The 26,625-nt window shown below is 73.0% G+C and carries 28 protein-coding genes; 16 read left to right on the plus strand and 12 right to left on the minus strand.

The features are described 5' to 3' along the window. Window positions 1-262 precede the first annotated feature (262 nt). From AB0O28_RS27110 to AB0O28_RS27135, 6 genes are read left to right on the plus strand one after another with little or no spacing between them, the layout of a single operon-like run. The gene (locus tag AB0O28_RS27110; RefSeq protein ID WP_363644837.1) at window positions 263-1,585 is read left to right on the plus strand and encodes a hypothetical protein; all 1,323 of its coding nucleotides are present in this window, start codon (window positions 263-265) and stop codon (window positions 1,583-1,585) included. Next, complete coding sequence (locus tag AB0O28_RS27115) at window positions 1,582-3,099, plus strand: hypothetical protein (protein WP_363644839.1); 1,518 nt, start codon at window positions 1,582-1,584, stop codon at window positions 3,097-3,099. Before AB0O28_RS27110 ends, AB0O28_RS27115 begins: the two co-directional genes overlap by 4 nt. After that, a complete protein-coding gene (locus AB0O28_RS27120) occupies window positions 3,096-4,040 on the plus strand; it encodes a hypothetical protein (RefSeq protein WP_363644841.1) in 945 nt (314 codons plus the stop codon). The genes AB0O28_RS27115 and AB0O28_RS27120 overlap by 4 nt, the downstream gene beginning before the upstream one ends. Next, window positions 4,037-4,891: a sulfotransferase domain-containing protein gene (locus AB0O28_RS27125; RefSeq protein ID WP_363644843.1), complete on the plus strand. Its 855-nt coding sequence runs from the start codon at window positions 4,037-4,039 to the stop codon at window positions 4,889-4,891. The genes AB0O28_RS27120 and AB0O28_RS27125 overlap by 4 nt, the downstream gene beginning before the upstream one ends. Continuing rightward, window positions 4,879-6,180 (plus strand): polysaccharide biosynthesis C-terminal domain-containing protein, encoded by a 1,302-nt coding sequence (locus AB0O28_RS27130; RefSeq protein ID WP_363644845.1) that lies wholly within the window; start codon window positions 4,879-4,881, stop codon window positions 6,178-6,180. Before AB0O28_RS27125 ends, AB0O28_RS27130 begins: the two co-directional genes overlap by 13 nt. Further along, a complete protein-coding gene (locus tag AB0O28_RS27135; RefSeq protein ID WP_363644847.1) occupies window positions 6,177-7,196 on the plus strand; it encodes a sulfotransferase in 1,020 nt (339 codons plus the stop codon). Before AB0O28_RS27130 ends, AB0O28_RS27135 begins: the two co-directional genes overlap by 4 nt. Here the strand turns inward: AB0O28_RS27135 and AB0O28_RS27140 are convergent. Beyond that, a complete protein-coding gene (locus AB0O28_RS27140) occupies window positions 7,144-8,361 on the minus strand; it encodes an alpha/beta hydrolase (RefSeq protein WP_363644849.1) in 1,218 nt (405 codons plus the stop codon). The two genes, AB0O28_RS27135 and AB0O28_RS27140, sit on opposite strands and share 53 nt — an antisense overlap. Before the next feature lie 130 nt (window positions 8,362-8,491). Continuing rightward, window positions 8,492-8,992 carry a MarR family transcriptional regulator gene (locus AB0O28_RS27145; protein WP_363644851.1) on the minus strand — a complete coding sequence of 167 codons (501 nt, stop codon included), beginning with the start codon at window positions 8,990-8,992 and terminating at the stop codon, window positions 8,492-8,494. A gap of 97 nt (window positions 8,993-9,089) precedes the next feature. Here AB0O28_RS27145 and AB0O28_RS27150 point away from each other — a divergent pair, with 97 nt between their 5' ends. The 3 genes from AB0O28_RS27150 to AB0O28_RS27160 all read left to right on the plus strand — a co-directional run bounded on the left by AB0O28_RS27150 (window position 9,090) and on the right by AB0O28_RS27160 (window position 11,608). Beyond that, on the plus strand, window positions 9,090-10,031 hold the full coding sequence (locus AB0O28_RS27150) for an EamA family transporter (RefSeq protein ID WP_363644853.1): 942 nt from the start codon (window positions 9,090-9,092) through the stop codon (window positions 10,029-10,031). A 114-nt stretch (window positions 10,032-10,145) separates the two neighbouring features. After that, window positions 10,146-10,766, plus strand: a complete 621-nt coding sequence (locus AB0O28_RS27155; RefSeq protein WP_363644855.1) for a cyclodeaminase/cyclohydrolase family protein — start codon at window positions 10,146-10,148, stop codon at window positions 10,764-10,766. Further along, window positions 10,763-11,608, plus strand: coding sequence for a bifunctional 5,10-methylenetetrahydrofolate dehydrogenase/5,10-methenyltetrahydrofolate cyclohydrolase (locus AB0O28_RS27160; protein ID WP_363644857.1), 846 nt, complete (start codon window positions 10,763-10,765; stop codon window positions 11,606-11,608). The genes AB0O28_RS27155 and AB0O28_RS27160 overlap by 4 nt, the downstream gene beginning before the upstream one ends. 36 nt (window positions 11,609-11,644) lie before the next feature. Here AB0O28_RS27160 and AB0O28_RS27165 read toward each other — a convergent pair whose 3' ends face one another. Further along, window positions 11,645-12,862: an MFS transporter gene (locus AB0O28_RS27165; protein WP_363644858.1), complete on the minus strand. Its 1,218-nt coding sequence runs from the start codon at window positions 12,860-12,862 to the stop codon at window positions 11,645-11,647. A 263-nt stretch (window positions 12,863-13,125) separates the two neighbouring features. Here AB0O28_RS27165 and AB0O28_RS27170 point away from each other — a divergent pair, with 263 nt between their 5' ends. Further along, entirely contained in the window at window positions 13,126-13,440 is a 315-nt protein-coding gene (locus AB0O28_RS27170; RefSeq protein WP_363644860.1) for a YciI family protein, read from the plus strand. Window positions 13,441-13,445: 5 nt separating this feature from the next. After that, entirely contained in the window at window positions 13,446-14,777 is a 1,332-nt protein-coding gene (locus AB0O28_RS27175) for a sigma-70 family RNA polymerase sigma factor (RefSeq protein ID WP_363644862.1), read from the plus strand. Window positions 14,778-14,895: 118 nt separating this feature from the next. Here the strand turns inward: AB0O28_RS27175 and AB0O28_RS27180 are convergent, their stop codons facing one another. The 3 genes from AB0O28_RS27180 to AB0O28_RS27190 are packed head-to-tail and all read right to left on the minus strand — an operon-like array spanning window position 14,896 to window position 17,122. Beyond that, entirely contained in the window at window positions 14,896-16,137 is a 1,242-nt protein-coding gene (locus AB0O28_RS27180; RefSeq protein ID WP_363644864.1) for a DUF6596 domain-containing protein, read from the minus strand. Beyond that, window positions 16,134-16,457, minus strand: a complete 324-nt coding sequence (locus AB0O28_RS27185; protein ID WP_363644866.1) for a YciI family protein — start codon at window positions 16,455-16,457, stop codon at window positions 16,134-16,136. The genes AB0O28_RS27180 and AB0O28_RS27185 overlap by 4 nt, the downstream gene beginning before the upstream one ends. Window positions 16,458-16,510: 53 nt before the next feature. Beyond that, a complete protein-coding gene (locus tag AB0O28_RS27190) occupies window positions 16,511-17,122 on the minus strand; it encodes a dihydrofolate reductase family protein (protein ID WP_363644868.1) in 612 nt (203 codons plus the stop codon). A 255-nt stretch (window positions 17,123-17,377) separates the two neighbouring features. Between AB0O28_RS27190 and AB0O28_RS27195 the strand changes: the two genes are divergently transcribed. Beyond that, on the plus strand, window positions 17,378-17,752 hold the full coding sequence (locus AB0O28_RS27195) for a DoxX family protein (RefSeq protein ID WP_363644870.1): 375 nt from the start codon (window positions 17,378-17,380) through the stop codon (window positions 17,750-17,752). Here the strand turns inward: AB0O28_RS27195 and AB0O28_RS27200 are convergent. The 4 genes from AB0O28_RS27200 to AB0O28_RS27215 all read right to left on the minus strand — a co-directional run bounded on the left by AB0O28_RS27200 (window position 17,749) and on the right by AB0O28_RS27215 (window position 21,358). Beyond that, window positions 17,749-18,498 carry a WecB/TagA/CpsF family glycosyltransferase gene (locus AB0O28_RS27200; protein ID WP_363644872.1) on the minus strand — a complete coding sequence of 250 codons (750 nt, stop codon included), beginning with the start codon at window positions 18,496-18,498 and terminating at the stop codon, window positions 17,749-17,751. The two genes, AB0O28_RS27195 and AB0O28_RS27200, sit on opposite strands and share 4 nt — an antisense overlap. 107 nt (window positions 18,499-18,605) lie before the next feature. Further along, the gene (locus AB0O28_RS27205) at window positions 18,606-19,601 is read right to left on the minus strand and encodes a glycosyltransferase family 2 protein (RefSeq protein ID WP_363644874.1); all 996 of its coding nucleotides are present in this window, start codon (window positions 19,599-19,601) and stop codon (window positions 18,606-18,608) included. Next, complete coding sequence (locus AB0O28_RS27210) at window positions 19,598-20,521, minus strand: sulfotransferase (RefSeq protein ID WP_363644876.1); 924 nt, start codon at window positions 20,519-20,521, stop codon at window positions 19,598-19,600. The genes AB0O28_RS27205 and AB0O28_RS27210 overlap by 4 nt, the downstream gene beginning before the upstream one ends. A gap of 147 nt (window positions 20,522-20,668) precedes the next feature. Continuing rightward, window positions 20,669-21,358, minus strand: coding sequence for a transcriptional regulator (locus AB0O28_RS27215; protein ID WP_363644878.1), 690 nt, complete (start codon window positions 21,356-21,358; stop codon window positions 20,669-20,671). A 127-nt stretch (window positions 21,359-21,485) separates the two neighbouring features. Between AB0O28_RS27215 and AB0O28_RS27220 the strand changes: the two genes are divergently transcribed. Genes AB0O28_RS27220 through AB0O28_RS27235 form a run of 4 tightly spaced genes read left to right on the plus strand, consistent with a single transcriptional unit; the run spans window position 21,486 to window position 24,308 of the window. Continuing rightward, entirely contained in the window at window positions 21,486-21,995 is a 510-nt protein-coding gene (locus AB0O28_RS27220; RefSeq protein ID WP_363644880.1) for a DUF2231 domain-containing protein, read from the plus strand. 33 nt (window positions 21,996-22,028) lie between these two features. Further along, on the plus strand, window positions 22,029-22,457 hold the full coding sequence (locus AB0O28_RS27225) for a hypothetical protein (RefSeq protein ID WP_363644882.1): 429 nt from the start codon (window positions 22,029-22,031) through the stop codon (window positions 22,455-22,457). Window position 22,458: 1 nt separating this feature from the next. After that, window positions 22,459-23,058 (plus strand): GTP cyclohydrolase I FolE, encoded by a 600-nt coding sequence (gene folE / locus AB0O28_RS27230; protein WP_363644884.1) that lies wholly within the window; start codon window positions 22,459-22,461, stop codon window positions 23,056-23,058. A gap of 32 nt (window positions 23,059-23,090) precedes the next feature. Continuing rightward, on the plus strand, window positions 23,091-24,308 hold the full coding sequence (locus tag AB0O28_RS27235) for an FAD-dependent oxidoreductase (protein WP_363644886.1): 1,218 nt from the start codon (window positions 23,091-23,093) through the stop codon (window positions 24,306-24,308). Between the two features lie 133 nt (window positions 24,309-24,441). Here AB0O28_RS27235 and cysN read toward each other — a convergent pair whose 3' ends face one another. Both cysN and cysD read right to left on the minus strand, forming a co-directional pair. After that, window positions 24,442-25,704, minus strand: coding sequence for a sulfate adenylyltransferase subunit CysN (cysN, locus tag AB0O28_RS27240; protein ID WP_363644888.1), 1,263 nt, complete (start codon window positions 25,702-25,704; stop codon window positions 24,442-24,444). Beyond that, the gene (cysD, locus tag AB0O28_RS27245) at window positions 25,704-26,618 is read right to left on the minus strand and encodes a sulfate adenylyltransferase subunit CysD (protein ID WP_363644890.1); all 915 of its coding nucleotides are present in this window, start codon (window positions 26,616-26,618) and stop codon (window positions 25,704-25,706) included. Before cysD ends, cysN begins: the two co-directional genes overlap by 1 nt. Window positions 26,619-26,625: the final 7 nt, after the last annotated feature.

A 26,625-nucleotide genomic window follows, 5' to 3' on the forward strand; every position in this document is an offset into this window, starting at 1 on the left:
ATTCCCGTGGCTTCGGGGCCGTTTCCTCATCTCGCGAGTACGGACATTTCCGTTTTCATCGGCTAATCGAGCGGCCATCACCTGACGCGAATTCGGAAACAGCCCGGGACGAAACTCCGCGGCGGCTTATAGTTCGAGACCGGATCCCGGCGGATCGCCGCCGGGACCACGAACGCGCCCGGCGGCTCCTCCCTCATCCGGGGGCCATCGCCCGTCCCACCGCCGCCGCGGCCGCGTGACGAACGAGGGCACGGGGAGTCCGATGAGCCTGCCGCCGCACAGCCGCGACCTTTCCGAATACGGCTCGGTGCTCGGGCGCAGGCGCCTGGTCGCCGCCGCCTGCCTGCTCGCGGGAGTGGGCGGCGGGGCCGCCGCGCTCGCACTGACCCCCGCGCGCTACACCGCGGTCGCCCAGGTGCAGGTGCTGCCGACCGGTGCGCAGGAACAGTTCAACGTGCCGAATTCCCGGCAGAGGGAGCCCCTCAACCTCGACACCGAATCACAGATCGCCCGGTCGGCGGTCGTCTCCGCTCTGGCCGCCGGGATACTGAAAAATCCGGATCCGGAGGGATTACGGGAGCACATGACAGTGGACGTTCCCCCCAATTCTGCCATTCTTTCCATTTCTTACTCGGCGTCGGATCCCCGGGCCGCGGCGGCGGGAGCCCAGGCGTACGCGGAGGCGTATCTGCGCAACCGCGCACGCGCCGCCGAGGACGCCATCGGCTCCCAGCTCAAGCTGATCGCCGCGCGGCTGCGCGAGGTCGAGGACGATCTCGACGAGGCCGCGGCGACCCAGGCGGCGACTCAGGCGGCGACGACCCGGGCCACGGCCGCCGGGGGCGCGGCGGGCCAGAGCGCTGGAGGCGCAGGGAGGCAGAACGCAGGAGGCGCAGGAGGGCAGAGCGCGGCGGGGCCGGGGACGCCACGGCGGCAGGCCATGCTCACCCGGCAACTGTCGGACCTCACGCTGCGCTACGACGCGCTGAAGACCGTCGCCGTGACACCGGGCACGGTGATAAGTCCCGCCAGGCCGCCCGCGCGGCCGGCCCATCCGAGCCCTCCGCTCTTCCTCGGCAGCGGCCTGTTCCTCGGCGTCCTCGCCGGGGCGGGGGCCGCCTTCGGCCGCGACCGGCTGGACACCCGCATCCGCACCTGCGCGGACATCGAGAGACTGTGCGGCCTGCCGCTGCTCGCCGAGCTTCCGGCCAGGCCGGATCCGGCGTTCCTCGACGAGATGGCCGCCGCCGTCGCCACGTCCCTGGGCGGCGGGCCCCACCGGCTGCTCCTCGAAGACGTGGGAGCAGGCGGCCGTGAAGGCGCGGGGGCACGCGGCGCGGCCAGGCCGCTCGCGAAGGGCCTCGGCACCGCGCTGGCGCATCTCGTGCCGGTGACGGTCGTGACCGGCCGGTCCGCCCACCCCGACGCCGCCCTGCTGCTGGTCGGCCTGCGGCGGACGACCTCCCCCGAGGTCACCCGGGCCGTACGGCAACTCGCCCGGCAGGGCGCCCGCGTTCTCGGCGCCGTCGCCGTGCCGCCGGGATTCGTCGCGCCCGTCCCGGAGACCGCGCAGTGGGGCACGTGAGCGTCCCCGGCCCCCGCACCGCCCTCCCGCACGAGTACGTATGGCACAGCCGGACGGACACCCCGGGGCGGCCAGGCTCTTCGGCGCGGTCAGAGCATCCGGCACGGCCACATGCGACGCGACCGGCGCGATGGCGGTCCGGCGACCGGCGTCATGCGGCGGGCGAACCGGAACGGGGCCGCCCGGCGGCCCGCGGCGGCACGGCGGCGTGGCCGATCGCGGCGCTCCTGCTCGGCTACCCGGTCTGGTGGGCGCTCGGCCTGGGCGCCCTGTCGGTGGTGGTGCTGGCCGTGCCGATGGCAGCGGTGCTGTGGCGCAGGCGGCCGATCCGCGTGCCGAAGGGCTTCGGCCTGTGGGCGCTGCTGCTCACGGGCTACCTCATCAGCGCGCTCGCGCTCGCCGAGACGCCTGACGGCACGTACGGCGAGCTCGCCACCAGCCGGGTCATCGGCTATCTGATGCGGCTGGCCGTCTACGTCTCGCTCCTGGTCATGGTGCTCTACCTGGGCAATCTCACCCTGGACGAGCTGCCGCAGCGCACGTTGGTGCGGTGGCTCGGCGTGCTGTTCCTGACGGCCGTCGCGGGCGGGCTGCTGGGCGTGCTCGCGCCGGGTTTCGCGTTCACCTCTCCGCTGGAGCTGGCGCTGCCGTCGTGGATCGGCGGCAACCCCTTCGTCGCCAACCTGATCCACCCGACGGCGGCCCAGGTGCAGCACGTGCTCGGGCACGCCTCGCCGCGCCCGGAGGCGCCGTTCGAGTGGGCCAACGCCTGGGGCAGCGACGTCTCGGTGCTGGTGATCTGGTTCGTGGTGGGCTGGTGGGCCTACGGCGGGCCGTGCCGGCGTGCGGTGGCCGTGCTGCTGCTCGCCGTCGCGGCGGTCCCGGTCGTCTACTCGCTCAACCGGGGGCTGTGGATCGGGCTCGGGGTCTCGGCGGCGTACCTCGTACTCAGGGGCCGAGGAGTCGGGAACCGAGGAGCACCGGGCGGACGGCTCCTGCTGTCCACGGCGGTCACGGCCGTCGCCACGGCGGTGTTCCTGCTGTCGCCGCTGAGCACCATCGTCACGCAACGGCTGGACAACCCGCACAGCAACGGCATCCGCGCGTTCACGGTGGCCGCCACGGTCCGGGTCGCGGCCTCGTCGCCGGTCATCGGGTTCGGCAACACCCGCTACGCGTACGGCAGCCACCGCACGGTCACGACGGGCCGCAGCGCGTGGTGCGTGGAGTGCGGCCATCCCCCGCTCGGCAGCGACGGGCAACTGTGGCTGCTGCTGATCAGCCAGGGCTTCGCGGGAGCCCTGCTGTACGTCGCCTTCTTCGCCGGGGCGGTGCGGCGCTACTGGGCGGACCGGTCGCCGATCGGCAGGGCGGGGACGCTCGTGATGATCCTCGTGCTCCTCTACATGTTCGTCTACGACGGCCTGATCAGTGCCCTGACCCTGTATCTGATCTCCTTCGCCCTGCTCTGGCGCAACGCCGCCGTCACATCGGATCCCACGGAGGCGCGATGAGGGACGCTGCCGATCGGCTCGGCTATCTGGACGAGGTCCTGCCCCTGCTGTTCCCCTCCTCCGGGTCCGGCGCCCGGCCATGTGTCCGCAGCGTGCTGCCGCATCGCCTCGTGCCCCGGCGGGTCGTCCCGCGCGCGTGGTGGCACACCGCGCTGGGCCGCCGCCTGCCCGTCGGAAGCGGACCCGACACGATCGAGACGCACCTGAGCGACGTACTCGGCCGCCGCGTGCGGGTGGTCGTCCACGTCAGGCCGGCCCTCCGCGCCAACCGCAAACCGATCCTGGAGGCGTACGACGAGTCGGGGCTCGCGGGGTTCGTGAAGATCGGCGACTCGCCCCGGGCGAGGCGGCTGGTGCGGTACGAGAGCGAGGTGCTGCGCATGCTCGCCGGGCGGCCGTTGAAGGTCGTCGTGCCGCCCGACGTGCTGTATCACGGCGTGTGGCGGGGCCTGGAGGTGTTGATGCTGTCGCCGCTGCCCGTGACCTCCCGCCGCGTGCCCGCCCGTCTGCTCGCGTCCGCCGTACGGGAGATCGCCGCCATCCGCCCGTACGGCGAGGCGGAGGCCGGGGGCGCGGGCGACCAGGCGGCCTGGCACGGGGACTTCACCCCCTGGAACATCGCCGCGGGGGCGGACGGGCGGCTGCTCGTGTGGGACTGGGAACGGTTCGCGGTGGGCGTGCCGCCCGGCTTCGACGCCCTGCACCATTTCTTCCATCGCGCGCTGCGCCGGATGCCGCCTCCGATCGCCGCCCGGTCCTGTCTCGCCCAGGCGGGCGGGCTCCTGGAACCGTTCGGCGCCGATGTGGCCCTGGCCCGGCGTACGGCGGTCCACTATCTGGTCGCCCTGGCCGAGCGGCACCGCCGCGACGGCCACGAGCCGCTCGGTCCGCCCGCCGTCTGGCTGAACCCTCTCGTCGACCACCTGGAGGCCCTGCTGTGAGGACCGTGCTGAAACGTCCCGCGCACGCCGTCTCGTTCGCCGCCGGGAGGGTGACCAGCGGTGGCAGGGTGCTGCCGTCGTTCCTGATCGTCGGGGCCCAGCGGTGCGGCACGACCTCGCTGTACCGCGCCCTGTCCCGGCACCCGCTGATGCTGAAGCCCGTGCTGCGCAAGGGCGTCCACTACTTCGACATGGCCTACGACCGGGGCCTGTCGTGGTATCGCGCGCACTTCCCGCTGGCGTCCACGGCGCTGCCGCTCAGGCTCCGGTACGGCCGCGACCCGCTGGCGTTCGAGTCCGCTCCCTATTACCTGTTCCATCCCCTGGCGGGGGCCCGCATCGCGGAGGACCTGCCCGGCGTCAAGCTGATCGCTTTGGTCCGGGATCCCGTCGAGCGGGCCTGCTCCGCGCACGCGCACGAGCTGGCGCGGGGGTTCGAGACCGAGCCGTGCTTCGAGCGCGCCCTCGCGCTGGAGCCGGAACGCCTCGCGGGTGAGGCCGAACGGCTGCGGACCGTCCCCGGGTACGCGAGTCACGCGCACCGGCACCACGCCTACCTGGCCCGAGGGCGGTACGCCGAACAACTGGCCCGGTTGGAGCCGCTCGTGGGGCACGACCGGATCCTGGTGCTCGACAGCGGGCTGCTGTTCCGCGATCCCGCCTCCGCGTACGACCGGGTGCTGGGCTTCCTCGGGCTGCCCCGGCTGGGGAACGTGGAGTTCGAGCGGCACAACGCACGGCCGCGTGCGGTCATGCCCGCGTCGGTTCACCGCCGGCTTCGGGAGCACTTCGAGCCGTGGGACGAGCTGCTCGTGCCGTGGCTCGGGACGGTGCCCTCGTGGCGGCGCTGACGGGGGGTCTTCTCAGGCACGGGCTCGCCGGTCTGGCCACGGCGGGCACCACGGCGTGCGGGCAGGTCGCGATCACGCTGGTGGTGACGCGGTCGCTCGAACCGGCGGCGGCCGGGACGTTCTTCACCGCGACGGCCCTGTGCCTGATGCTCGCGGGCGTCGTCCGCCTCGACACCGGCAACGGCCTCGTTCACGCCCTGGCCCGCAACCGTGCCGCGTGCGGCGCCGGCCGGGACGGAGGGCGGCGGCTGGTCCTCGGGGTCCTCGCGCCGGTGGCCCTGCTCGCGTCGGTGACGGGCGCCGGGATCGCCCTGGCGGCCGGGCCGCTGGCCGGGCTCACCGGCGTGCCCGGCGGCGTCTGGGCGGTGCTGGCCGCCGCGCTGCCGTTCGTCGCCCTGTCGGACGTGCTGATCTGCGCCACCCGCGGGCTCGGCACCATGCGGCCGACGCTGCTGCTCTCCGGGACCGTCCAGCCGCTCGGGCAGCTCGCCCTCGTCACCGCCGCCGTGCTCGCCGGAGCCCCGCCGCCGGTGCTGGTCGCCGCGTGGGCGCTTCCCTCCGTGGCCGGCATGACGCTGGCCGCCGTACGGCTGCGCGCGCTCGGTCCGTACGAGGTGGGAGAGGTCGGCGCGTTCTGGCGGCACACCGCGCCGCGGTCGGCCGCGGCGGCCCTGCAGTCGGTGTTCCAGCGGCTCGACGTGGTGATCGTCGCGCTGCTCGCGGGGCCCGCCGCCGCGGCCGTCTACACGGCGGCGACCCGCTTCAAGGTGCTCGGCCAGCTCGCCAACCAGGGGCTCGCCCAGGCCGCGCAGGCACGGCTGGTCAGGGCCCTGGCCGAGGGCGACCTGGACGGCGCCGGCGCGGTGTACCGCACGACCACGAGGTGGCTCGTGCTGCTCACCTGGCCGCTATGGCTGGGATACGCGGCGCTCGCACCGTGGCTGCTGCCGTTGTTCGGGCCCGCCTACGCCGGTGGCGGCGCGATCGCGCTCGTCCTGTCGGCCACGATGATGGTCGCCACCGCCTGCGGCATGGTCGACGTCGTGCTCGTCGCGGGCGGGCGTACGGCCGCCGGCCTGGCCAACGTGACCACGGCGGTCGCGGTGACGGTCGTCCTCGACGTGCTGCTCGTGCCCGCGCACGGCGCGCTCGGGGCGGCGCTGGGCTGGTCGGGCGGCGTCATCGTGAAGAACCTGCTGCCCGCCGTGCAGGTCCACCGCCGCTACGGCCTGCGCCCCTTCGGCCTGAATCGTCCCACTCGGACGAGGGCCCTCATGGAGGCGTCGTGACACCGGCATCCGAGCGGCGGCGCGAGCCGGACCGGGTGGCGGCCTCAGGGCCGCCCGTGCTGGTCACGGGCCTGCCGCGCAGCGGCACGAGCTGGGTGGGCCGGATGCTGACCGCGAGCGGCCGCCTCGTCTACGTGAACGAGCCGCTCAATCCGCAGCGTCCGCCCGGTCGCTCCCCCGGTGTGCTCGACGCGTCCGTGACGCACCGGTTCCAATACATCTGCCCGGACAACGAGACGCCCTGGCTGGCGGCGTTCTCCCGCACCGTCGCGCTGCGCTACAACTGGGCCGCCGAAGCCCGCCGCAACCACCGGCCCGGCGACCTGGCACGCATGGCCAAGTACGGCACGGCCTTCACCCTCGGCCGCCTGCTGGCCAGGCGGGCCCTGCTCGACGACCCCTTCGCGGTGCTGTCCGCCGAGTGGTTCGCCGAGCGGCTCGGTTGCCGGGTGATCGTGCTGCTCCGCGATCCGGTGTCGTTCGTGGCGAGCTGGCGGCGGCTCGGCTGGCGCGTGGACCCTGGCGAACTGCTCGGCCAGCCGCTTCTGGTCCGCGACCACCCCCACGTCGCGGAACCGGCCGCCCTCGCCGGTTCTCACGACGCGACAGCCGGCGCGGCCTTGCTGTGGAAGACCGCTCGCCGGGTCGCCGACACGGCGGCGGGCCGTACGGCGGGGATCAGGGTCGTCCGCTACGAGGACCTGTGCGCGGCCCCGCTCGACGGCTTCCGCGACCTGTACGCCTGGTGCGGCCTGCCCTGGACCGCCCGCGCCGCCGGCCGCGTCACCGCCGCCTGCCTTCCCGGGCGGAGACGCCGTACGGCAGCCGTTGACAAGGCGTTCGCGTGGACGGGCCTGTCCCGCACCGCGTTCCGCCCGATGGACTCCCGCCGGGCGCTCACCGCGGCGTCCCTCCCCCGCGAGGACGCCGCCCGAGTGCGGAGCCTGGTGGCTTTCGGCGGCGTCAGTGATCGGTCAGGAAGCCGAGCAGGATCTGCCGGCTGGTCTGGGACGTGAGGCTGCCGTAGGCGTCGTCGAAGGCGTGGTCGGCGAAGGGCAGCTCCTCGATCCTGGTGTCGACGCCGTGGCGGCGTAGCACGTCGCCGAACGCCCTGACCGTCGCGGGCCGGACGCTGCGGTCACGGTCGCCCACCACGAGCAGCGTCGGCGGCAGGCCGGCCCGGACCTGTGCGACGGGAGAGGTCTCGCGATAGCGCTGCGGGTACTGCTGCGGGGTACCGCCGGTGAACCACTCCGCGGCGTCGCGGCTGCGGTCCATGTTCGCCCGCCACATCTCCGTGACGTCGGTGCCGGGGTAGAAGCCGACCACGGACGCCGGGGGCTCCGGGATGCGCCCGTCGGCGGCCCGGATGGTGCCGTTCTTCAGGCGGTACGCCGTGTCCAAAGCCAGCGTGCCGCCCGCGGACATGCCGCCCAGGGAGATCCGCGCGGGATCGAGGCCGAAGCCGTCCGCGTGGTCCTGCACCCAGCGCAGGGCCGACAGCAGGTCCTGCGGAGCCTTGTCCCAGGTGGGCCGCTCGGGGGTGGCGAGGCGGTAGTCGACGGCGAAGACGGCGACGCCGTGGTCGGCCAGCCAGCGGCCGGTGCCGCGCAGGTCGCTCTTGTCGAAGGTGTGGAACCCCCCGGCGTGCGCGAGAACGACGGCGGGAGCATTGCCCGCCCGCTGACCCCCGGGCAGGTAGACGTCCGCCTTCAGGGACTCGCCGTCCCGGACCGCGTAGGTCCGGGTGGTGTCCGGTGTGACGCCCGGATAGGCGAGCTGGCTGAAGACCTCGCCGAGGGACACGCTCGTCCCCGCCCGGCGTGCCGCGGCGAACTGGACGCCGCAGACGACCAGGGCGGCGACGGCCGACAGCGCCGTGATCGCGGCGACCGTTCTGCCCCAGCGGACCAGGCCGCCGCGCCAGGCCAGCGCCGACAGGGCGACACCGATCAACGCGAGAAACGCCATGTGGAACGGATACTGGCCGCCGAGCACCGGGCCGATCATCCCGATCTTGGGAATCGCGGGCACGTAGGCGCCCAGCATGATCGCCGCGGTGAGAAAGGCCAGAACGGACGCGAGCAGGGCCACGGGCGTCAGCGCCAACCACCTGAGCCACCCCAGCCGCCGAGCGGACGAGGCCGCCCCGGCCGGACGCGCGGAGTGCTGTGCGAGCACGGTCTTCTCCTCGAAGTTCGGGGGAAAGGGAGCGGCGTGGCCGCCTCCCGGGACACCTACGAACCTTCGCGCCGCGACCGGCTCGCCCGCGTCACCCCGCGGAGCCACGTTCCCGCGTAGCTCTCAGGAGCTAGCCGAGGGTGGTGTCGCCGAGGGACGCGAGGAGGGTGCGCAGGGCCTCGGTGAGGTGGTCCCGATCCCGGGGGTCCAGGGGCGCCAGCAGTCGCGCCTCGTTCGCGACGTGCGGCTCCAGCACCTCGTCCACCAGCGCGAGGCCGCGTTCGGTGAGCCGGACCCGGATCGACCGCCGGTCGCCGGAGTCCGGGATGCGCTCGACCAGGCCCCTGGCCGCCATCCGGTCGATGCGGTTGGTGATCGCGCCGGAGGTCACCATCGCCGCCCTGTTCAAAGCTCCCGCCGTCAGCTCGTACGGCGGGCCCGACCGGCGCAGCGTCGCGAGCACGTCGAACTCCCAGATCTCCAGGTCATAGGTCGAGAAGAACTCCTTCAGCTCCCGGTCGAGCAGCCGCGCGAGCCTGGAGACGCGGCCGACGACGCCCATCGGCCAGGGGTCGACGTCCGGCCGTTCCCGCCGCCACTGGTCCAGCAGCATGTCCACCGCGTCGCCCATGCAGGCTCCCTCGACGTCTCTCAGCGTTCATATATTTGACGTTTAACTGTTCGGCGTGCTGTTATCTCAACACTGAGATTATCAATGAGGAGCAATCATGAGAATCGTCGATCGTGGCTCCCTTCCGGCCCTGGGCACACTCGCCCTCACCTCGCTCACCCCGCTGGTCTGGGGCTCGACCTACGCCGTGACGACGGAGCTCCTCCCGCCCGGCCGTCCCCTGTTCACCGCGTTGATGAGAGCGCTGCCCGCCGGACTGATACTGCTGGTCATCGGCCGGGTGCTGCCGCACGGGCGGTGGATCTGGCGCGCGGCGGCGCTCGGCACGTTGAACATCGGGGCGTTCTTCCCGTTGCTGTTCCTGGCGGCCTACCGGCTGCCCGGCGGCGTCGCGGCCGTGCTGGGCGCGGTGGGCCCGCTGTTCGCGCTCGTCTTCGCCCGCGTGTTGCTCGCCGAACGGCCCACCGGGCGGAAGCTGCTCGCCGGCGTCGTCGGAGTCGCCGGCGTCGCCCTGGTCGTGCTGCGCGCCGAGGCGCGGATGGACACGGTCGGCGTGCTCGCCGGGCTCGCGGGGGCCGCGTCCATGTCGGCCGGGACCGTGCTGACCAAGCGCTGGGGCCGTCCGGAGGGCGTCGGCGCCCTCGCCTTCACGGGTTGGCAGCTCACCGCGGGCGGGCTGCTGCTCGTCCCGGTCGCCCTGCTGATCGAGGGGGCGCCGCCCGCGCTCGGCACCGGGAATCTCCTCGGCTACGTCTACCTCGGAGGCGTCGGCACGGCCTGCGCGTACTGGATCTGGTTCCGCGGCATCGGCCGGTTACCCGCCACGTCCGTCGCCTTCCTCGCCCTGCTCAGCCCGCTGTCGGCCGCCGTGATCGGCTGGGCCGCCCTCGGCCAGGCGCTCAGCCCGCTCCAGTTGCTCGGCATGGCCCTCGCCCTCGGCGGCACGCTGCTCGGCCAGACGCCGTCCGGGGCCCGGCGTGCCGCGGCCCCGCCCGAGCCCGTACGGCCCGCGGTCGAGACGGCCCGCCCGTCCCGCTGACACGAAGGAGCCCGTACGCGGAGTGACGGGCGGGACGTGGGAGGATTTTCCCGGCCGTGCTGTCACCGGCCCTGCTGTCACCGGCCGTGCTGTCACCATCGGAGGACGGGCACTATGCGCGACGAGACGATCAGCGACTACCTGTCCCGGCTCGCCGACCGGGTGCCCGCGCCCGGAGGAGGCGCCGCGGCCGCCCTGCACGCCGCCCAGGCCGCCGCGCTGCTGGGCATGGTCGCGCGATACACCACCGGCGAGAAGTACGCCGAACACGCGGCCGTGATCGAACGCATCGCCGGCGAGACCGACGAACTGCGGGCGAGCGCCCTGCGCCTGGCCGAGGACGACGCGGCGGCGTTCACGGCCGTCACCGAGGCGTACAAACTGCCCAAGGACACCGACGAGGCGAAGGCGGCCCGCTCTGCCGCCATCGCCGAGGCGCTGGTGGGTGCGGGCAGGGTCCCGGCCGAAGTGGTCGCCGTCGCGGGGAAGGCCGTCGGCATCGCCGAGGAACTGCTGCCCATCGGCAACCGCAACGTCGTCTCCGACATCGCCGCCGCCACCGAGGCCGCCCGGGCCGCCGCGACCACCGGCCGGGTGAACATCGAGATCAACCTCGGCGGGATCAAGGACGAGCGGGCCCGAGCCGAGCTCGCCGCCGTGGCGGCAGGGGTGGACGAGATCGCGGCGCGGGCCGAACGGGTCACCGCCGCCGTCCGTGAGGAGATCGCCAAGTGAGCGCCCGCGTCCTGTCCGGCAAGGAACTCGCCGCCTCGATCCGCGCCGAGGCCGCCGCCACCGCCGCCGAACTGGCGCGAGCGGGCACGCCGCCGAAGCTCGCGGTCGTCGTCGCCACCGCGGACGAGTCCAGCGCCTGGTACGTCCGCTCGATCGCCCGCGCCGCCGAGAAGGCCGGCATCACGTGCGACATCGTCGATCTCGGTGCGGACGCCGCCCCCGGGCTGATCCGCGGCAGGCTGGCGGCGCTGAGCGCCGACGACACCGTGCACGGGATCATCCTCCAGACCCCGCTGCCGGCGGGAGCGAAGCTGGAGGACCTGGCCGGCGCGATCGCGTTCGAGAAGGACGTCGACGGCGCCAACCCGCTGTCGCTGGGCCGCCTGGCCGCGGGCCTGCCCGCCTTCGCTCCCGCGACCGCCGAGGCCGTCGTGGCGATCCTCGACCACCACGAGATCGATCTGGCCGGCGGCCACGTCGCCGTGGTCGGACGGTCCACCGTGGTCGGCAAACCCGCCGCCCATCTCCTGCTGGACAGGAACGCCACCGTGACGGTCTGCCACTCCCGCACGCGGGAGCTGCCCGCCGTCACCGCCGCGGCCGACGTGGTCGTGGCCGCGGTCGGCCGCGCCGGGCTGATCACGGCCGATCACGTGCGGGCCGGGGCGGTGGTCGTGGACGTCGGCACCAACCCCACCGAGGACGGCGGCCTGGTCGGCGACGTCGACGCGGTCGGGGTCGCGGACAAGGCCGGGGCGCTCACGCCCGTGCCCGGCGGGGTCGGCCCGGTCACCACCGCGCTGCTGCTGCGGCACACCGTGCAGGCCGCTGAGCGTCCCTGACCGGCGGTCCCCTGCGGTCACGCGGGGCGCGGCGCGTCACGCGGGCCCGCCCGGGCTCTCGGCGGCCACCGGAGGAGCGGGCCCGATCGCGGTCCGGATCGCCGCCGGGGCCTTCCACGCCACGGTCACCAGCAGCGGCACCAGCAGCGCCAGCGTCCAGGTCAGTCCGAGGAACTGCGCGAGCCGGCCGACGAGCGCCGGAGCGAGCAGCATGGCGGAGTACGTCATGGTGGTGAGCCGGGCGACCGCGGCGGTCGCCGCCGCCGCGCCCTCCTCCGCGCCCGTATGGCCGGCCGCGCTGAAGATCAACGGCAGCGGCGTCGCCAGTCCGAGTCCGGCGAGGGCGAACCCGGCGACCGCGAGGAGCGGCGTGGGGGCCACGACCACCGCCGTCAGGCCGGCGGCCGCCATCGCGGTGCCGTTCCGCACCAGGACGCGTGCCGGGTGCCGCGCCGACAGCCGGTCGCCCACGAGCCGTCCGGCCGTCTGGCAGGCGGTGAAGGCGACGAGGCCCAGCGAGGCCACGCCCAGCGAGGCGCCCCGGTCCTCGTGCAGGAACACCCCGCTCCAGGTGATGACGGCCCCCTCGCAGGCCAGCACCGCCGCGCCCATCGCGCCGAGGAGCAGGACGCGACGCGTCCAGCCCGCCCGCCACGCCCGCCGTCCCGCGACGTCGTCCGTACGCGCGGGCGAGGGCCCCGCGAACGGCTCCTCGGCTGGCAGCCCCCTGCCCACCACCAGGACGACGGCCGTCACGACCGCGCCCAGGATCAGGTAGTGCGTGGCGAGGGACATGCCCGCCTGCGCCGCGGCCCCACCGGTGAGCGAGCCGGCCACGGAGCCGATGCTCCATGCCGCGTGGCAGCCGTTCATGATGGGACGGTGCGCCGCCCGCTCGACCATCACCGCCTGCGCGTTCATCCCCGTGTCGAGCAGCCCGTTGGCGGCGCCGACGAGGAGCATGGCCGCCGCCAGATGGACGGTCCCGCCGGCGAGGCCCATCCCGAGCAGAGCGAGGGGAAGCGCGACCGCGGCGATCCGCACGACCCACGCACTGCCGATCCGCGCCGCGAGGCGCCCGGCGACCCGCGTGGCGACGAGCGCCGCCACGCCGTCCAGGGCGATGAGGAGCCCGAGCAGCGCCTCCGTCAGCCCGTGATCCGCTTTCAGGGAGGGGGTGCGCACCGCGAACGCGGCGATGAGAGCGCCGTTCACGGCGAACACCGCCGTCACCGCGACGCGTGCCCGGCTCACCGCCCTCCCCTCCCGGCTCACCGCCCTCCCCTCCCGGCTCTCCCGTCGTCCGTCCCGACCGGCTCTCCGGGCCACCTCGGACATGCGTCCCGCCTTCCCCTACGGCGCCGCCTTCCTGTGCGCCTCCCGCACGGACGACGACGGCGGAGCGCGATTTCGACATCGGGGCGGAGCGGATGTCGAAATCGGGAGTCCGCCGCGTCGTGGAGGAGAGCGGCCGCGCAGGGCGGCCGCCGTAACACCGTCCCGGGAGGGCCGAACGAATGAAATACCTGCTGTTGATCTGCGGCGACGAGTCGATGGAGATCAGCCCGGAGCAGAGCGACCCCGAGCCGTGGGTCGAGGAGATGGAGCGCCGCGGCGTCCGCCTGCAGGGGCACCGCCTGTGCCCCGTCGGCGACGCCACGACGGTGCGGGCCGGGCTGGTGACCCAGGGGCCGTTCGCCGAGACCACGGAGCAGATCGGCGGATTCGACATCATCGAGTGCGCGGACCTGGACGAGGCCATCGAGGTCGCCTCGAAGCACCCCATGGCGTCGTACGGCGCGATCGAGGTGAGGCCGTTCTGGCCGGAATGAGCGAAATGAGCGAAACGGGCGACGCCGGCCTCCCGGAACCCGTGCAGGTCTCCGCGGCGGCCGGGCTTCCGGAGCCCGGGAAGGTCGCCGCCGTGGTCGAGGAGGCGTTCCGCGAAGAGTGGGGCCGCGTCGTCGCCACGCTCATCCGGCTGACCGGTGACTGGGACCTGGCCGAGGAGTGCGCCCAGGACGCCTTCGCCCGGGCGCTCGCCCGCTGGCCCCGGGACGGCGTGCCGCGCCGCCCCGGGGCGTGGCTCACCACGGCGGCCCGCAACCGGGCGCTGGACCGGCTCCGCCGCGGCACCACCGAGGCGGCGCGGCTGCGCGCGCTGGCGGCGACGCCCATGGGCCCCGATGCCGAGCCCGCCGAGGAGTACGGGGAGGAGCACGCGGAGGAGGACCGCGTGCCCGACGACCGGTTGCGCCTGATGTTCACCTGCTGTCACCCCGCCCTGCCGCTGGAGGCGCAGGTCGCCCTCACCCTCCGTACGCTCGCGGGGCTGACCACGGGCGAGATCGCCGCGGCGTTCATGGTGCCGGAGACGACCATGGCGCAGCGGCTGGTCAGGGCCAAGCGGAAGATCCGCAACGCCGGGATCCCCTACCGGGTGCCGCCCGCGCACCTGCTGGCCGAGCGGACGGCCGGCGTGCTCGGCGTGCTGTACGTCCTGTTCACCGAGGGATACTCGGCCAGCGGCGGGCCGAGTCCCGCCCGGCCCGAACCGGCCGCCGAGGCCATCCGGCTGGCCCGGGTGCTCGCCGGGCTCATGCCGCACGAGCCGGAGGCGCTCGGGCTGCTCGCGCTCATGCTGCTGCAGGACTCGCGGCGCGCGGCCCGCTTCGACGAAGCCGGCGACATCGTCACGCTGGAGTCGCAGGACCGCACGAGATGGGACCACGACGAGATCGAGGAGGGACTGCGGCTCCTGGACGACGCGCTGACGCGCCGCCGCCCCGGGCCGTACCAGGTGCAGGCGGCGGTCGCCGCCTGCCACGCCACCGCCCTCGACCCGGACGACACCGACTGGCCGCAGATCGCCGGGCTGTACGCCCAGCTGGCCCGGCTCGCGCCGTCTCCGGTGGTCGAGCTGAACCGGGCGGTGGCCGTGGCCATGGCGGACGGCCCCCTCGCCGGTCTGCGGCTGGTGGACGAGCTGCGGGCGGGCGGCGCGCTCGCCGGGCACCACCTGCTCGCCGCGACGCGCGCGGACCTGCTGCGCCGGCTGGGCCGTACGGCGGACGCGGCGCAGGCCTACCGGGAGGCTCTGGCGCTCGCGCCGACCGACGCGGAGCGCAGGTACCTCGCCCGCAGGATCGCGGAGACCGGCGGAGCCTGACAGGCGGCGGTTGCGCGGCCCCCCGTTCTTCTTCGCCGTAGCCCGCACGGGTGCGCAGGTGCCCGAGGTCGGCCTCGAACTCGGGCGACCACGGCGAGGGGAGATACGCCCGTGGGCGCTACCGCAGCTGGTCGCGGCGGCGGATCAGGTAGGCGATCTCGGCGGTGTTTCCGGCCAGGTCGATGGCTTTGCCGTAGGCCGCGCGCGACTCCCGGCCCCGGGCCAGCCGGCGCAGCAGGTCGGCGCGGGTGGCGTGGTAGGCGTGATAGCCGGCCAATCTGGGCTCAAGACGGTCGACGGCCGCCAGTGCCACCTCCGGGCCGTCGAGCTCGGCGACCGCGATGGCCCGGTTGAGGGCGACGATCGGCGAGGAGTCGAGGCGGACGAGCTGGTCGTAGAGGGCGAGGACCTGCGACCAGTCGGTGTCGCGGATGTCGCGGGCGGAGGTGTGCACCGCGTTGATCGCGGCGAGGATCTGGTAGCGACCCGGAGCCACCCCTGCGGCGGCGGCGGCCAGGCGCTCGCGCACCAGCCGGTGTCCCTCGGCGATCAGCGCCGTATCCCAGGCCCCGCGGTCCTGCTCGTCGAGTGCGACCAGTTCGCCGCCGGCCGAGACCCGGGCGGGGCGGCGGGCCTCGGTCAGCAGCATCAGCGCCAGCAGCCCGGCCACCTCACCGTCGTCCGGCAGGAGGACACGGATCAGGCGAGTGAGCCGGATCGCCTCGGCGGTCAGCTCGTGCCGTACGGGATCGGTGCCGGGGCCGGTGGCCAGGTAGCCCTCGTTGAAGACGAGGTAGAGGACGGCGAGGACGCCGGAGACGCGTGCCGGGAGATCGTCGGCGGACGGCATCCGATAGGGGATGCGCGCCGCCTTGATCTTGGCCTTCGCGCGGGTGATCCGCTGCCCCATGGCGCTCTCGGCCACCAGGAAGGCGCGGGCGATCTCGGGCATGGTCAGGCCGGCGACCATGCGCAGCGTCAGCGCCACGCGGGTCTCCATCGCCAGTGCCGGATGACAGCAGGTGAAAATCAGCCGGAGCCGGTCGTCGTCGATGGCGCCGACGGGCTCGGGCGAGTCGTCGTCGTAGACCATCTGAGCCTTCCTGTGCTTGTCGTCGCGCTTGCTCTCGCGCCGGATCCGGTCGATGGCCTGGCGGTTGGCGGTGGTGGTCAGCCAGGCGCCCGGGTTGGGGGGCACGCCGTCGGCCGGCCACCGCCGGACGGCGGTCGCGAACGCCTCGGCCGCCGCCTCCTCGGCGATGTCGAGGTCACCGAAGCGCCTGGTCAGGGAGGCGACCACCCGAGCCCACTCCTCATGGTGGGCCTGGGTGATCGCCTCGCGGACGTCGATGTCGTTCACAGGAACGGCCGCACCTCGATCTTCCGATCGCAGATCTTCGACGCCTCGGTGGCGAGCTTGAGCGCCACATCCAGATCGGGGGCCTCCCACACCCAGACGCCGGCGAGGTACTCCTTCGACTCCAGGAAGGGCCCGTCGGTGACGATCGCCTCCCCACCCCGGTTGTCGACGACCGTGGCCGCGTCGGTGTCCGCGAGTCCGCCCGCGAAGACCCAGTAGCCCTCGGCGATCAGTCGTTCGTTGAACGCGCTGATGGCAGGCTGCCTGTCCGTGCTGCCGGGATCGCTCTTGTCATCGATCACGGAAACCAGGTACCGCATCTGAAAATCATCTCCTGTGGTGTCACGACAGCGTGGTTCGATGGTCAGGGGCTTCACACCGCCGGCGCATACTGCGGGCGCCCGGCCGGCCGGTAGACCTGAATCGTCACGCCCTTGGAGTCGACGCGCGACTCGACCAGGTCGAGCGCAAGGTCCGGACCGGTCTCCGGGAACAGTCGCGCGCCCAGGCCGACGACCACCGGGATGACGATCAGCGTCATCTCGTCGACCAGATCGTTGGCCAGCAGCCACCGGACCAGGGCGCCACTGCCGTGCACCTGCAGCTCACCCCCCGGCGTGGCCTTCAGTTCCCGGACGGCATCCGCCACGTCTCCGGACAGGACGGTCGTGTCCGGCCACGCCGCGTCTGTGAGCGTGGTCGACGCCACGTACTTGGGGGTTGCGTTCAAGGCCACGCCGATGGGATGTGCGCGCATCTGGTCGATCGATCCCCAGGAGCCGGCGAACAACTCGTAGGTGCGCCGGCCGAACAGGAACGCCTCGGCCTGCTGGTAGGTCTGCGCGATGAACGTCCTGGTTTCGTCGTCGCCCTTCCCCAGGGCCCATCCGCCGCGCTCGAACCCGTTCGGGTGCTCGCCCGTGGGAGCGCCGTTGTTCTGCATCACTCCATCGACGGAGATCTGGGTCATGGTCGTCAGCTTCATGATCGCGGTTCCTCTGCCTTGGTGCCGCCCCTTGTGCGCGGCCTCACCCCCGCTACGAACACCACCGCCCCGATCCGACACCGCCTCGCGGATTTCTTCAAAAAACTATCCGGCCGTACGGGCTGGACCCGCGCCCACAAGGACACGATCGCCCGACTCACGAGCGGGGCCATGACAGCCGTGCCGATCCACGGCGACGGCCGCGGATCGCCCATCCGCTACATTTCGCTCTGCTGTCGCAAGAACGGACTCTCCATGAACATCGTCCTGTGGGTCATCGCCGGCCTGCTCACCCTCGCCTTCCTCGTCGCCGGGGTGGTGAAGCTCGCCCAGCCGAAGGACAGGCTGGCCGTGTCCGGCATGGCCTGGACCGAGGACTTCTCCCCCGGCGTGGTCAAGGGCATCGGCGCTCTTGAGGTGCTGGCCGCCTTCGGCCTCGTTCTGCCCGCCGTCACGAAGATCGCCCCGGTGCTGACTCCGCTCGCCGCGCTCGGCATCGCCCTGATCATGGCCGGAGCGGTCGTCGTCCACGCCCGCCGCGCGGAATCCCCGGTCATCGCCGTCAACCTGGTGCTCCTGGCGCTGGCCGCCGTCGTCGCCTGGGGCCGCTTCGGCCCGTACGCCTTCTAATACCTGCCACGCGAGCCGAAGGCCCTGCACAGCAGGGCGACCGACAGCAGGCGGAGGGCGAAGGGAAGGTCCTCGACCAGGTAACGGCGGGCGAGCCGCTGCGGCTCGCCGACCAGGCGGAACAGCCACTCGAGCCCGTGGTCGCCCATCCACTCAGGGGCGCGGCGCACGGCCCCGGCGGCGAACGCGATGGCCGCGCCGCACCCCACGAACCAGGCGCCCGGCAGGTCGGCCCGAAGTGCCGCGATGAGCCGGTCCTGCCGGGGGAACCCGAGCCCCACGAAGACCAGGGACGGCCGCGCGGCGACGAGCCGTCCCCGTATCTCCGCCATCGCCGCCGCGCTGGTCTCGAACCCGTACGGCGGGGCGTGGACGCCCGTCACCACCAGATTCGGATGCCGCCCGCGCAGTGCGTCACGCGCCGCCTCGGCGACGCCGGGCGGCCCCCCGATGAGATAGACGGGCAGGCCGCGGGCCGCGGCCGCCCCCGTCAGCGACCAGATCAGGTCGGCTCCCGTCACCCGCTCGGGCAACGGGTGCCCGAGCAGCCGCGACGCCCAGACCAGTGGCATGCCGTCGGCCACGGCGAGCTCGGCCGCGTCGATCAGCGCGCGCAACGAGGGGTCGCGGGCGGCGGCACGGCAGATGTCCACGTTCGGCGTGACGACGTGGCCGCCCGCACCGTGCTCAAGCGCGGTCATGACGTGCCCGACCACCTGCGCCTCGGTGAGCGGGTCGAGCAGCACTCCGCCAACGCGAACCCCGCCCGGCCGTGGCCCGGCCTGCTGTGTCCATTGCCTCACCGGCGTCGCCGGGTCCACGGCCACCGTACGCGCCGGTGTGGGCTCGGCCATCAGATGCCGTGACCGCGAAGGTGGAGGGCGTGCAGCACCGCGCGCGGGCTGACCAGCCCTCCGGCGACCGCCAGCGCCACCGCCGCCCGCGGTTCGCCCGGCCGGGCGGAGAACGCGCGCAGCGACCAGCGGGCGGCCTCGCGACGCCGGCCGAGAGCGGCGTGGCAGAAGGCGAGCTGCCCGTAGACGCGGGCGGCGCCCCGCGGTTCCGCGGCCAGCCCGGGGTGCCGGGCGAGCATCCACTCCAGCCCCGCGATCCGGTCGGCCCAGCGCCCCACGTAGTGCGACGACCCCCAGCGCACCCGCACGAGTGGCCGGTCGACGTGGACGATCGGATGCCGCCGGGCGGCCCGCAGCGCGAGGTCCCAGTCCTCGTTCTGACCGGCGGGCGCGCTCTCGTCCACCCACGCCCAGCCCCGGCGGAACAGGAACGTCGAGGAGTGCACCATCATCATGCGCGAGCGGGTGAGGTGCCGGTGGGTCACCCGGCCGGTGCCCGCCAGCCGCGGCACCCGGCGCTCGCCGTACTCGACCTCGACGGCGCAACTCGCGAAGCCGGCGTCGGGCTCCTCCGTCAGCGCGGCGACCTGGGCGGCCAGCTTTCCGGGCAGCCAGAGGTCGTCGTCGTCGCAGAAGGCGACGAGATCCGTGCCGAGCACGGAGATCCCGGTGTTACGCGCGCCCGGCAGGCCGGGGCCGCGCCGGTTGCCCAGCACGCGGACGCTCCGGACCGCGCCACCGGCCCCCGATCCCGCCGCGAAGCCCGCCGCGAGACCAGGCACGAAACCAGACACGGGACCGGACACCGAACCGGGCACGGGACCCGCGGCGCCGGACACCTGCCGGGCGACGAGGAACTCGGGGACGCCGTCGGCCACGATCACCACGTCGATCCGGCCGGCGTACTGCTGAGCGAGCACGCCGCTCAGCGCGGCCGGCAGCGGACCGGGCCGATCTCCCCGGGTGGGGATGACGACGCCGACGGACGGCGTCACCGCCGGGCTCCCGGGCGGTAGGCGAGGCGATAGCCGTAAAGGAGGAGAAGCGGGAGGGTGATCGCGGTGACCAGCCACCGCTGGGACCGCGGCAGGGACGGCGGACGGTCGCGTATCCCGATCGTGCCCACCGAGAAACGCATCGGGTTGCCGGAGACGGTGTGCGCGACGCCGAGCAGCGCTTCGCGGCCGTGCAGGAAGGCGAGGCCGCCGTCGGGGAGGCCGAGCCGCGCGGCCAGACGAGCCAGGGTCGAGCGCGGATCACGCACCAGGTCTTCATGACGCACCCGGACGACCTTCACGCCCTTTCGGCGCAGCACCTCGAAGGCGAGGTTCTGTGCCAGCCAGTGGACGGCGGTGCGCGCGGGTGTCCAGCGGGTCATCGGCCGCCCGTCCTCGGGCCTGCGCACCCTGCGCCGCCACGACGCGGCCACCGCCCTCGGGTCGCGCACCACGTGCACGACCCGCACCTCCATGATCGTCGCGAGGCAGTACGCCAGGGAGGCGTGCTTGCTGGAGTCGACGACGACCCGGGCGTCGGCCACCTCCCCCGCCGCCGCGTAGATGCGGGAGTACGACCGGACGTACTCGGCCAGTTCGGCCTCGCGGCTCGCCAGCCCGAGGGCGAGGACGGGCAGGCGGCGGGTCCGGTCGACCCGGGCGCGCAGGCCGGGCAGCCATCCCGCCTGGCTCTGCCGCCACTGCCCGAACGCGCGTACGCCCACCTTCGTCCAGAACGGGCACTGGGAGAACCGCTGCCCGCAGCCGCAGGGCTCGTCGGCCCGTACGCCGCGGTCCCACAGGTGCACGACCTCCCCGAGCGGCGCCACGCCGGGCACCTCTCCGAGGAGACGTTCGAGCAGGGTGCTCCCGCTGCGTCCCAGGCCGCCCACGAAGATCACCGGCTGAGCGTCGGCCACGTATCCTCCACGACTGATCGCGAAACGTGACGACACTAACGCGGAGAGTCACCACAAGGGCGGGTGATCTCCAAAGGATCTACGAGCCGCCCGCGGCAGAACGGGAGGGTCTGTCCGGCCCGACGCGCCTTCGCCCGCCCGAGAACCTCAGGAGGAGCGCAGTTCGACGCAACACTCTCCCGGCCGCGGCACCAGAACGGCCCGCACCCTCGCGGCTTCCAGACCGGTGAGCATGCCGTCGAGGAAGGCGTGGTTGACCCCGCAGACCAGTTCGGGGGCTCGCGCCGCCAGTGGATGGAAGGGGCAGTTACGCAACCGCACGCAGGTGGGAGACTCACGGCCGGGCTCGAAGCCGTGCCGCGCGAGGAGGCCCTCGAGCAGGGTGAGGGCGCGTTCGGCGCCGAGCCGGCCGGGCTTGGCCCGGGCGCGTTCCGCGGCGCCGATCTCCTCGCCGCGCCGACCGGCCACCCGGACCGCCGCCTGGCGGGCACTTTCCCCTTCGCTCTCCCCGAGAACGGCGTCCATGAGGATGTCGGCCAGCACCTCGTGCCGGCGTTCGGGGATCGTGACGCGGATGTCGGTCTCGGTGGGTTCGTAGACCTTCGGGGTGCGGCCGACTTTGCGGATGCCGCCGACCGCCTCGTAGCGGGCGCGCAACAGACCGGCGTCGACCAGTTTGTCCAGATGGAAGGCGGCCAGCTTGCGGGAGATCCCGACCGAGGCCGCGGCCTCGTCCCGGGTCACCGGGCGGCGCGCCCCGCGGATGTAGGCGTACATCCCCTGCCGCAGCGCGTCGTCCAGCGCGGCCACCGCACTGATCGCGGGATCCGTCGTCACCCTGCCACGATAACGCCCGCCTCCGCTGACGAAAACCATGGCCCTGTCGATATACGCGAACACCTTGACCACCCGACCGAATAAGACCAACATTCATTGGCGTAATAGATTGCACGCGGAGGTCCCGATGACCGCTGAGCTGCACGAGGCGAAACGACCGGTGAGCGCGGTGCTGGCCGGGCCGTACGGCCATCCGTTCCACCCGATGCTGGTCGCCGTGCCCATCGGCGCATGGGTGGCGAGCATGGTCTTCGACCTGGCGTCCAGGTTCGCTCCCGATCCGGGGTTCCTGGCCGAGGGCTCGAAGTGGCTGATCGCCATCGGCGTGCTCGGCGCGCTGGCCGCGGCGATGGCCGGGTTCCTCGACCTGTTCGCCATCCCGGCGGGCACCCCGGTGTTCCGCACGGGTCTGCTCCACATGGGGCTGAACCTCGTGATCACCGCCGCGTACGCCGCCGGATTCCTGTGGCGTCAGGCCGGAACGCCGGCCGGCCCGGTGAAGCCCGGCCCGCTGCTGCTGTCGGCGGGCAGCCTGGCGCTGCTCGTGGTCTCCGGCTATCTGGGCGGCAAGCTCGCCTACCGCTACGGCGTGCGCGTGGCCGACGAGGCCACCCAGGCCGACGGTTTCCGGCGCTGACCCTCACCCCACCATCGCAAAGGAGAACGCACCATGGGTATCGCGGCACTGGTCACCTGGTTGCTCACCGCAGTGGGCGGCTTCGTGATGCTGGGCATCTGGATCGCCAGAGGCGGCCGTCGGACGAGCCGCTTCTCACCAGGGCTGATCTTCGGTCACTTCGCACTGGCCGCCGCCGGGCTGGTCGTGTGGATCGTGTACCTGTTCGCCGGCATCGCCACCCTGGCGTGGGTCGCGCTGGTCCTGCTGGTCCCGGTCGCGCTGCTGGGTTTCACGATGTTCGCCCGGTGGATTCCCGCCTACCGAGGCCGTACGGCACTGGCCGGCGGGCCCGGCGCCACCGGCACGGCGGGACCGCCCGAGCGGCACTTCCCGGTCGCGGTCGTGGCCGGACACGGTCTGCTGGCGGTGGCCACCGTGGTGCTGGTGCTGCTGACCGCGCTCGGCATGAGCGGGAGCTGAGATGCGTACCGGTAGCGCCCTGCGGGTGATCGCCGAGCCGCGCGACGGTGTGGACCTGGCCGCCGCCGAGCGGGCGGCCGGCCAGTTCCTGGAGGCGCTCGGCATCTCGACGGATTCCGAGAGCCTGCGGGAGACTCCGGCGCGGATGGCCAAGGCGTATGCCGAGCTGTTCACGCCACGCCCGTTCGACCTGACCACCTTCCCCAACGAGGAGGGCTACGACGAGCTCGTGCTGGCGCGGGCGATCCCGGTCCGCTCGGTCTGCGAGCATCACCTGCTGCCCTTCGCCGGAGTCGCCCATGTCGGCTACCTCCCCGGCGACCGCATCCTCGGGCTGTCCAAGCTGGCCCGCGTCGTCGAGCACTTCGCCCGCCGGCCGCAGGTGCAGGAACGGCTCACCAAACAGGTGGCCGACTGGCTCGCCGACCGGTTGCGCCCCGCGGGGGTCGGCGTCGTGATCGAGGCCGAGCACACCTGCATGACCCTGCGGGGAGTACGGGCCGTCGGCTCGACCACCGTCACCTCGACGCTGCTGGGCATCCTGCGGGAGGACGCCCGATCCCGTCAGGAGTTCTTCGCCCTCACCGGCACCCGCACCTGAACCTCGCCCATCAGCACAAGGAGACCATCGCCGTGACACAGCAGAGGTTCGTGATCGTCGGAGCCGGTCTGGCCGGCGCCAAGGCCGCCGAAGCCCTGCGGGAGCAGGGATTCGACGGACGGATCACGCTTATCGGCGCCGAGCCGCACCGCCCCTATGAGCGGCCCCCACTGTCCAAGGGCTACCTGACGGGCAAGACCGACCGCACCGGCGTCTTCGTCCATCAGGAAGGCTGGTACGCCGACCACGACGTCGAGCTGCGGCTCGGCGTCGCCGCGGCCGGCCTCGACCGCGGCGCCCACCGCGTCGAACTGGCGGACGGCAGCGCGATCGAATACGACAGACTGCTGCTGGCCACCGGGGCCCGCCCGCGAAGGCCGCCGATCCCCGGCGCCGACGCGCCCCACGTGCGCTACCTGCGCGGGCTCGACGACTGCGAGTCGCTCAGGGACGTCCTCGGGGGCGTGTCCCGGCTCGCGGTGATCGGGGCCGGCTGGATCGGGCTGGAGGTCACCGCCGCCGCCCGGCAGGCCGGCGTCGCGGTCACGGTGCTGGAGACGGCGCGGCTGCCCCTGCTGCGCGCGCTCGGGCCCGAGGCCGCCCAGGTCTTCGCCGACCTGCACCGCGACCACGGCGTCGACCTCCGGCTCGGGGTCACCGTCAGCGAGATCACGCCCTCCGGCGTACGGCTGGGCGACGGCGGCGAGATCACCGCCGACGCCGTCCTCGTCGGCGTCGGCGCCGAACCCGACGTACGGCTCGCCCTGCGCGCCGGGCTGCACGTGGACAACGGCGTCGTGGTGGACGCGACCCTGCGGACCGGCGACCCGGACATCGTCGCCGCAGGCGACGTCGCCAACGCCTACCACCCGCTGCTGGGCACGCACATACGGGTCGAACACTGGGCCAACGCCCTCAAACAGCCCACAGTCGCCGCCACCACCATGCTGGGCCGGGACGCGGCCTACGAGGATCTGCCGTACTTCTACACCGACCAGTACGACCTCGGCATGGAGTACGTCGGCCACGTCGAGCCCGGCGGCTACGACCAGGTCGTCTTCCGGGGCGACGTCGCGGCACGGGAGTTCATCGCCTTCTGGCTCAGCGGCGATCGCGTCCTGGCCGGCATGAACGTCAACGTCTGGGACGTCGTCGAGCCGATCAAGACGTTGATACGCACCGGAACACCCGTCACGCCCCAAGCGCTGGCCGATCCCGGCCGGCCGCTGGAGACCCTCGCCGTCCCGTAGACCTCGATCGGACGTCCTGCCGGCGGTCTACGCGGAGGTCCGGAGGGCGGGCACGGGCAGCGCTGGAACGCCGTGCCCCGCCCTCGCGGACCGTCCGAGCGGGACCTCCCGGGTCTTCGGTGGGAAGCCCCGGTCAGTGCGCGTCGACGATCATCCCGGCGGCGACGGTGCCGTTGGTGGCCTCGTCGATCAGGATGAAGCCGCCGGTGAGGCGGTTGCGGGCGTAGTCGTCCACGAACAACGGCTGGGTCGTCCGCAGCGACACCCGGCCGATCTCGTTCAGGCCGAGAGCGGCGGCCGACTCGTCCCGGTGCAGGGTGTTGACGTCGAGCCGGTAGTGCAGGTCCCGCACGAGGGCCCGGGCCGTACGGGTCGTGTGCTTGATGATCAGCTTGGACCGGGGCTGGAGCTTCAGCCCGTCGGCCATCCAGCAGACCATCGCGTCGATCTCCTGGGCGGCCTGCGGCTGATTGTTCGGCCGGCAGATCATGTCGCCCCGGGAGATGTCGATGTCGTCACCCAGGCGCAGCGTGACCGACATCGGCGCGAACGCCTCCTGCACCGGACCGTCGAAGGTGTCGATCGCGGTGATCGTCGTGGTCAGGCCGGAGGGCAGGTGCAGCACCTCGTCGCCCGGCTTGAGCACGCCGCCCGCGACCTGCCCGGCGTAGCCCCGGTAGTCGTGCAGGTCCTGGCTGGTCGCGTTGTGCGGGCGGATGACGTACTGCACAGGGAAGCGCACGTCGACCAGGTTGCGGTCGGAGGCGATGTGCACGTTCTCCAGGTGGTGCAGCAGCGAGGAGCCCTCATACCACGGCATGTTCTCCGAGCGGGAGACCACGTTGTCGCCGTGCAGCGCGGAGATCGGGATGAAGGTGAGGTCGCTCGCGTTCAGCTTGCTGGCGAACGCGGTGAACTCCTCGCGGATCTCCTCGAACCGGGCCTCGGAGTAGTCGACGAGGTCCATCTTGTTGACCGCCAGCACCAGGTGCGGCACCCGCAGCAGCGTGGTCAGGAAGGCGTGCCGCCGCGACTGCTCCAGCACGCCCTTGCGCGCGTCGATCAGGATGATCGCCAGGTCGGCGGTGGAGGCGCCGGTGACCATGTTCCGGGTGTACTGGATGTGCCCCGGAGTGTCGGCGATGATGAACTTCCGCTTGGGCGTGGCGAAGTAGCGGTAGGCCACGTCGATCGTGATGCCCTGCTCGCGCTCGGCCCGCAGGCCGTCGGTCAGCAGCGACAGGTCGGTGTATTCCGTGCCCCGGTCGCGGGAGGTGCGCTCGACCGCTTCGAGCTGGTCCTCGAAGATGGCCTTGGAGTCGAACAGCAGCCGCCCGATCAGCGTCGACTTGCCGTCGTCGACGCTGCCCGCCGTCGCGAAACGAAGGATGTCCATCAGAAGTAGCCTTCCTTCTTGCGATCTTCCATGGCGGCCTCGGAGGCCCGGTCGTCGGCACGGGTCGCGCCACGCTCGGTGATCCGGGTGGCGGCGATCTCGTCGATGATCTGCTCGATCGTGGTGGCGGTCGAGGCGACCGCGCCGGTGCAGGTCATGTCGCCGACCGTGCGGTAGCGCACGACGGCCTCGAACGTGGGCTCGTCGTCGCCCCGCTGGACCACCTCGGAGTCGGACAGCAGCATGCCGTCGCGCTCGAAGACCGTCCGGCTGTGGGAGAAGTAGATCGACGGGATCTCGATGCCCTCGCGCCGGATGTAGTGCCACACGTCGAGCTCGGTCCAGTTCGACAGCGGGAACACGCGGATGTGCTCTCCCCTGCTGATCTTGGTGTTGTAGAGGTTCCACAGCTCGGGGCGCTGGTTCTTCGGGTCCCACTGACCGAACTCGTCGCGGAAGGAGAACACCCGCTCCTTGGCCCGGGCCTTCTCCTCGTCGCGCCGGGCCCCGCCGAACACCGCGTCGAACTCGTGCTCCTCGATGGCGTCCAGCAGCGTCGTGGTCTGCAGCCGGTTGCGGGAGGCCCGCCGCCCGGTCTGCTCGACCACCCGTCCGGCGTCGATCGACGCCTGGACCGAGGCGACCACCAGCCGCGCGCCCAGCTCGGCGACCCGCCGGTCGCGGAACTCGATGACCTCGGGGAAGTTGTGCCCGGTGTCGACGTGCATGAGAGGGAAGGGGATCGGCGCCGGCCAGAAGGCCTTCTCGGCGACCCGCAGCATGACGATGGAGTCCTTGCCGCCGGAGAAGAGCAGACAGGGGCGCTCGAACTCGGCCGCGACCTCACGCATGATGTGGATCGCCTCGGCCTCGAGCACGTCGAGCTGCGACGTGGTGTAGTCACGCTGAAGCATGGGGACT

It is taken from the genome of Microbispora sp. NPDC088329 (genome assembly GCF_040685655.1).
GTDB lineage: Bacteria > Actinomycetota > Actinomycetes > Streptosporangiales > Streptosporangiaceae > Microbispora.

Excerpts from the sequence above, each read along its gene's own strand:
- AB0O28_RS27195 (WP_363644870.1), top strand. The coding sequence starts at position 17,378 with ATGAACATCGTCCTGTGGGTCATCGCCGGCCTGCTCACCCTCGCCTTC.
- AB0O28_RS27225 (WP_363644882.1), top strand. The coding sequence starts at position 22,029 with ATGGGTATCGCGGCACTGGTCACCTGGTTGCTCACCGCAGTGGGCGGC.
- AB0O28_RS27185 (WP_363644866.1), bottom strand. The coding sequence starts at position 16,457 with ATGCGGTACCTGGTTTCCGTGATCGATGACAAGAGCGATCCCGGCAGC.
- AB0O28_RS27190 (WP_363644868.1), bottom strand. The coding sequence starts at position 17,122 with ATGAAGCTGACGACCATGACCCAGATCTCCGTCGATGGAGTGATGCAG.
- folE (WP_363644884.1), top strand. The coding sequence starts at position 22,459 with ATGCGTACCGGTAGCGCCCTGCGGGTGATCGCCGAGCCGCGCGACGGT.
- AB0O28_RS27220 (WP_363644880.1), top strand. The coding sequence starts at position 21,486 with ATGACCGCTGAGCTGCACGAGGCGAAACGACCGGTGAGCGCGGTGCTG.
- cysD (WP_363644890.1), bottom strand. The coding sequence starts at position 26,618 with ATGCTTCAGCGTGACTACACCACGTCGCAGCTCGACGTGCTCGAGGCC.
- AB0O28_RS27175 (WP_363644862.1), top strand. The coding sequence starts at position 13,446 with ATGAGCGAAACGGGCGACGCCGGCCTCCCGGAACCCGTGCAGGTCTCC.
- AB0O28_RS27150 (WP_363644853.1), top strand. The coding sequence starts at position 9,090 with ATGAGAATCGTCGATCGTGGCTCCCTTCCGGCCCTGGGCACACTCGCC.
- AB0O28_RS27170 (WP_363644860.1), top strand. The coding sequence starts at position 13,126 with ATGAAATACCTGCTGTTGATCTGCGGCGACGAGTCGATGGAGATCAGC.
- AB0O28_RS27120 (WP_363644841.1), top strand. The coding sequence starts at position 3,096 with ATGAGGGACGCTGCCGATCGGCTCGGCTATCTGGACGAGGTCCTGCCC.
- AB0O28_RS27110 (WP_363644837.1), top strand. The coding sequence starts at position 263 with ATGAGCCTGCCGCCGCACAGCCGCGACCTTTCCGAATACGGCTCGGTG.
- AB0O28_RS27145 (WP_363644851.1), bottom strand. The coding sequence starts at position 8,992 with ATGGGCGACGCGGTGGACATGCTGCTGGACCAGTGGCGGCGGGAACGG.
- AB0O28_RS27155 (WP_363644855.1), top strand. The coding sequence starts at position 10,146 with ATGCGCGACGAGACGATCAGCGACTACCTGTCCCGGCTCGCCGACCGG.
- cysN (WP_363644888.1), bottom strand. The coding sequence starts at position 25,704 with ATGGACATCCTTCGTTTCGCGACGGCGGGCAGCGTCGACGACGGCAAG.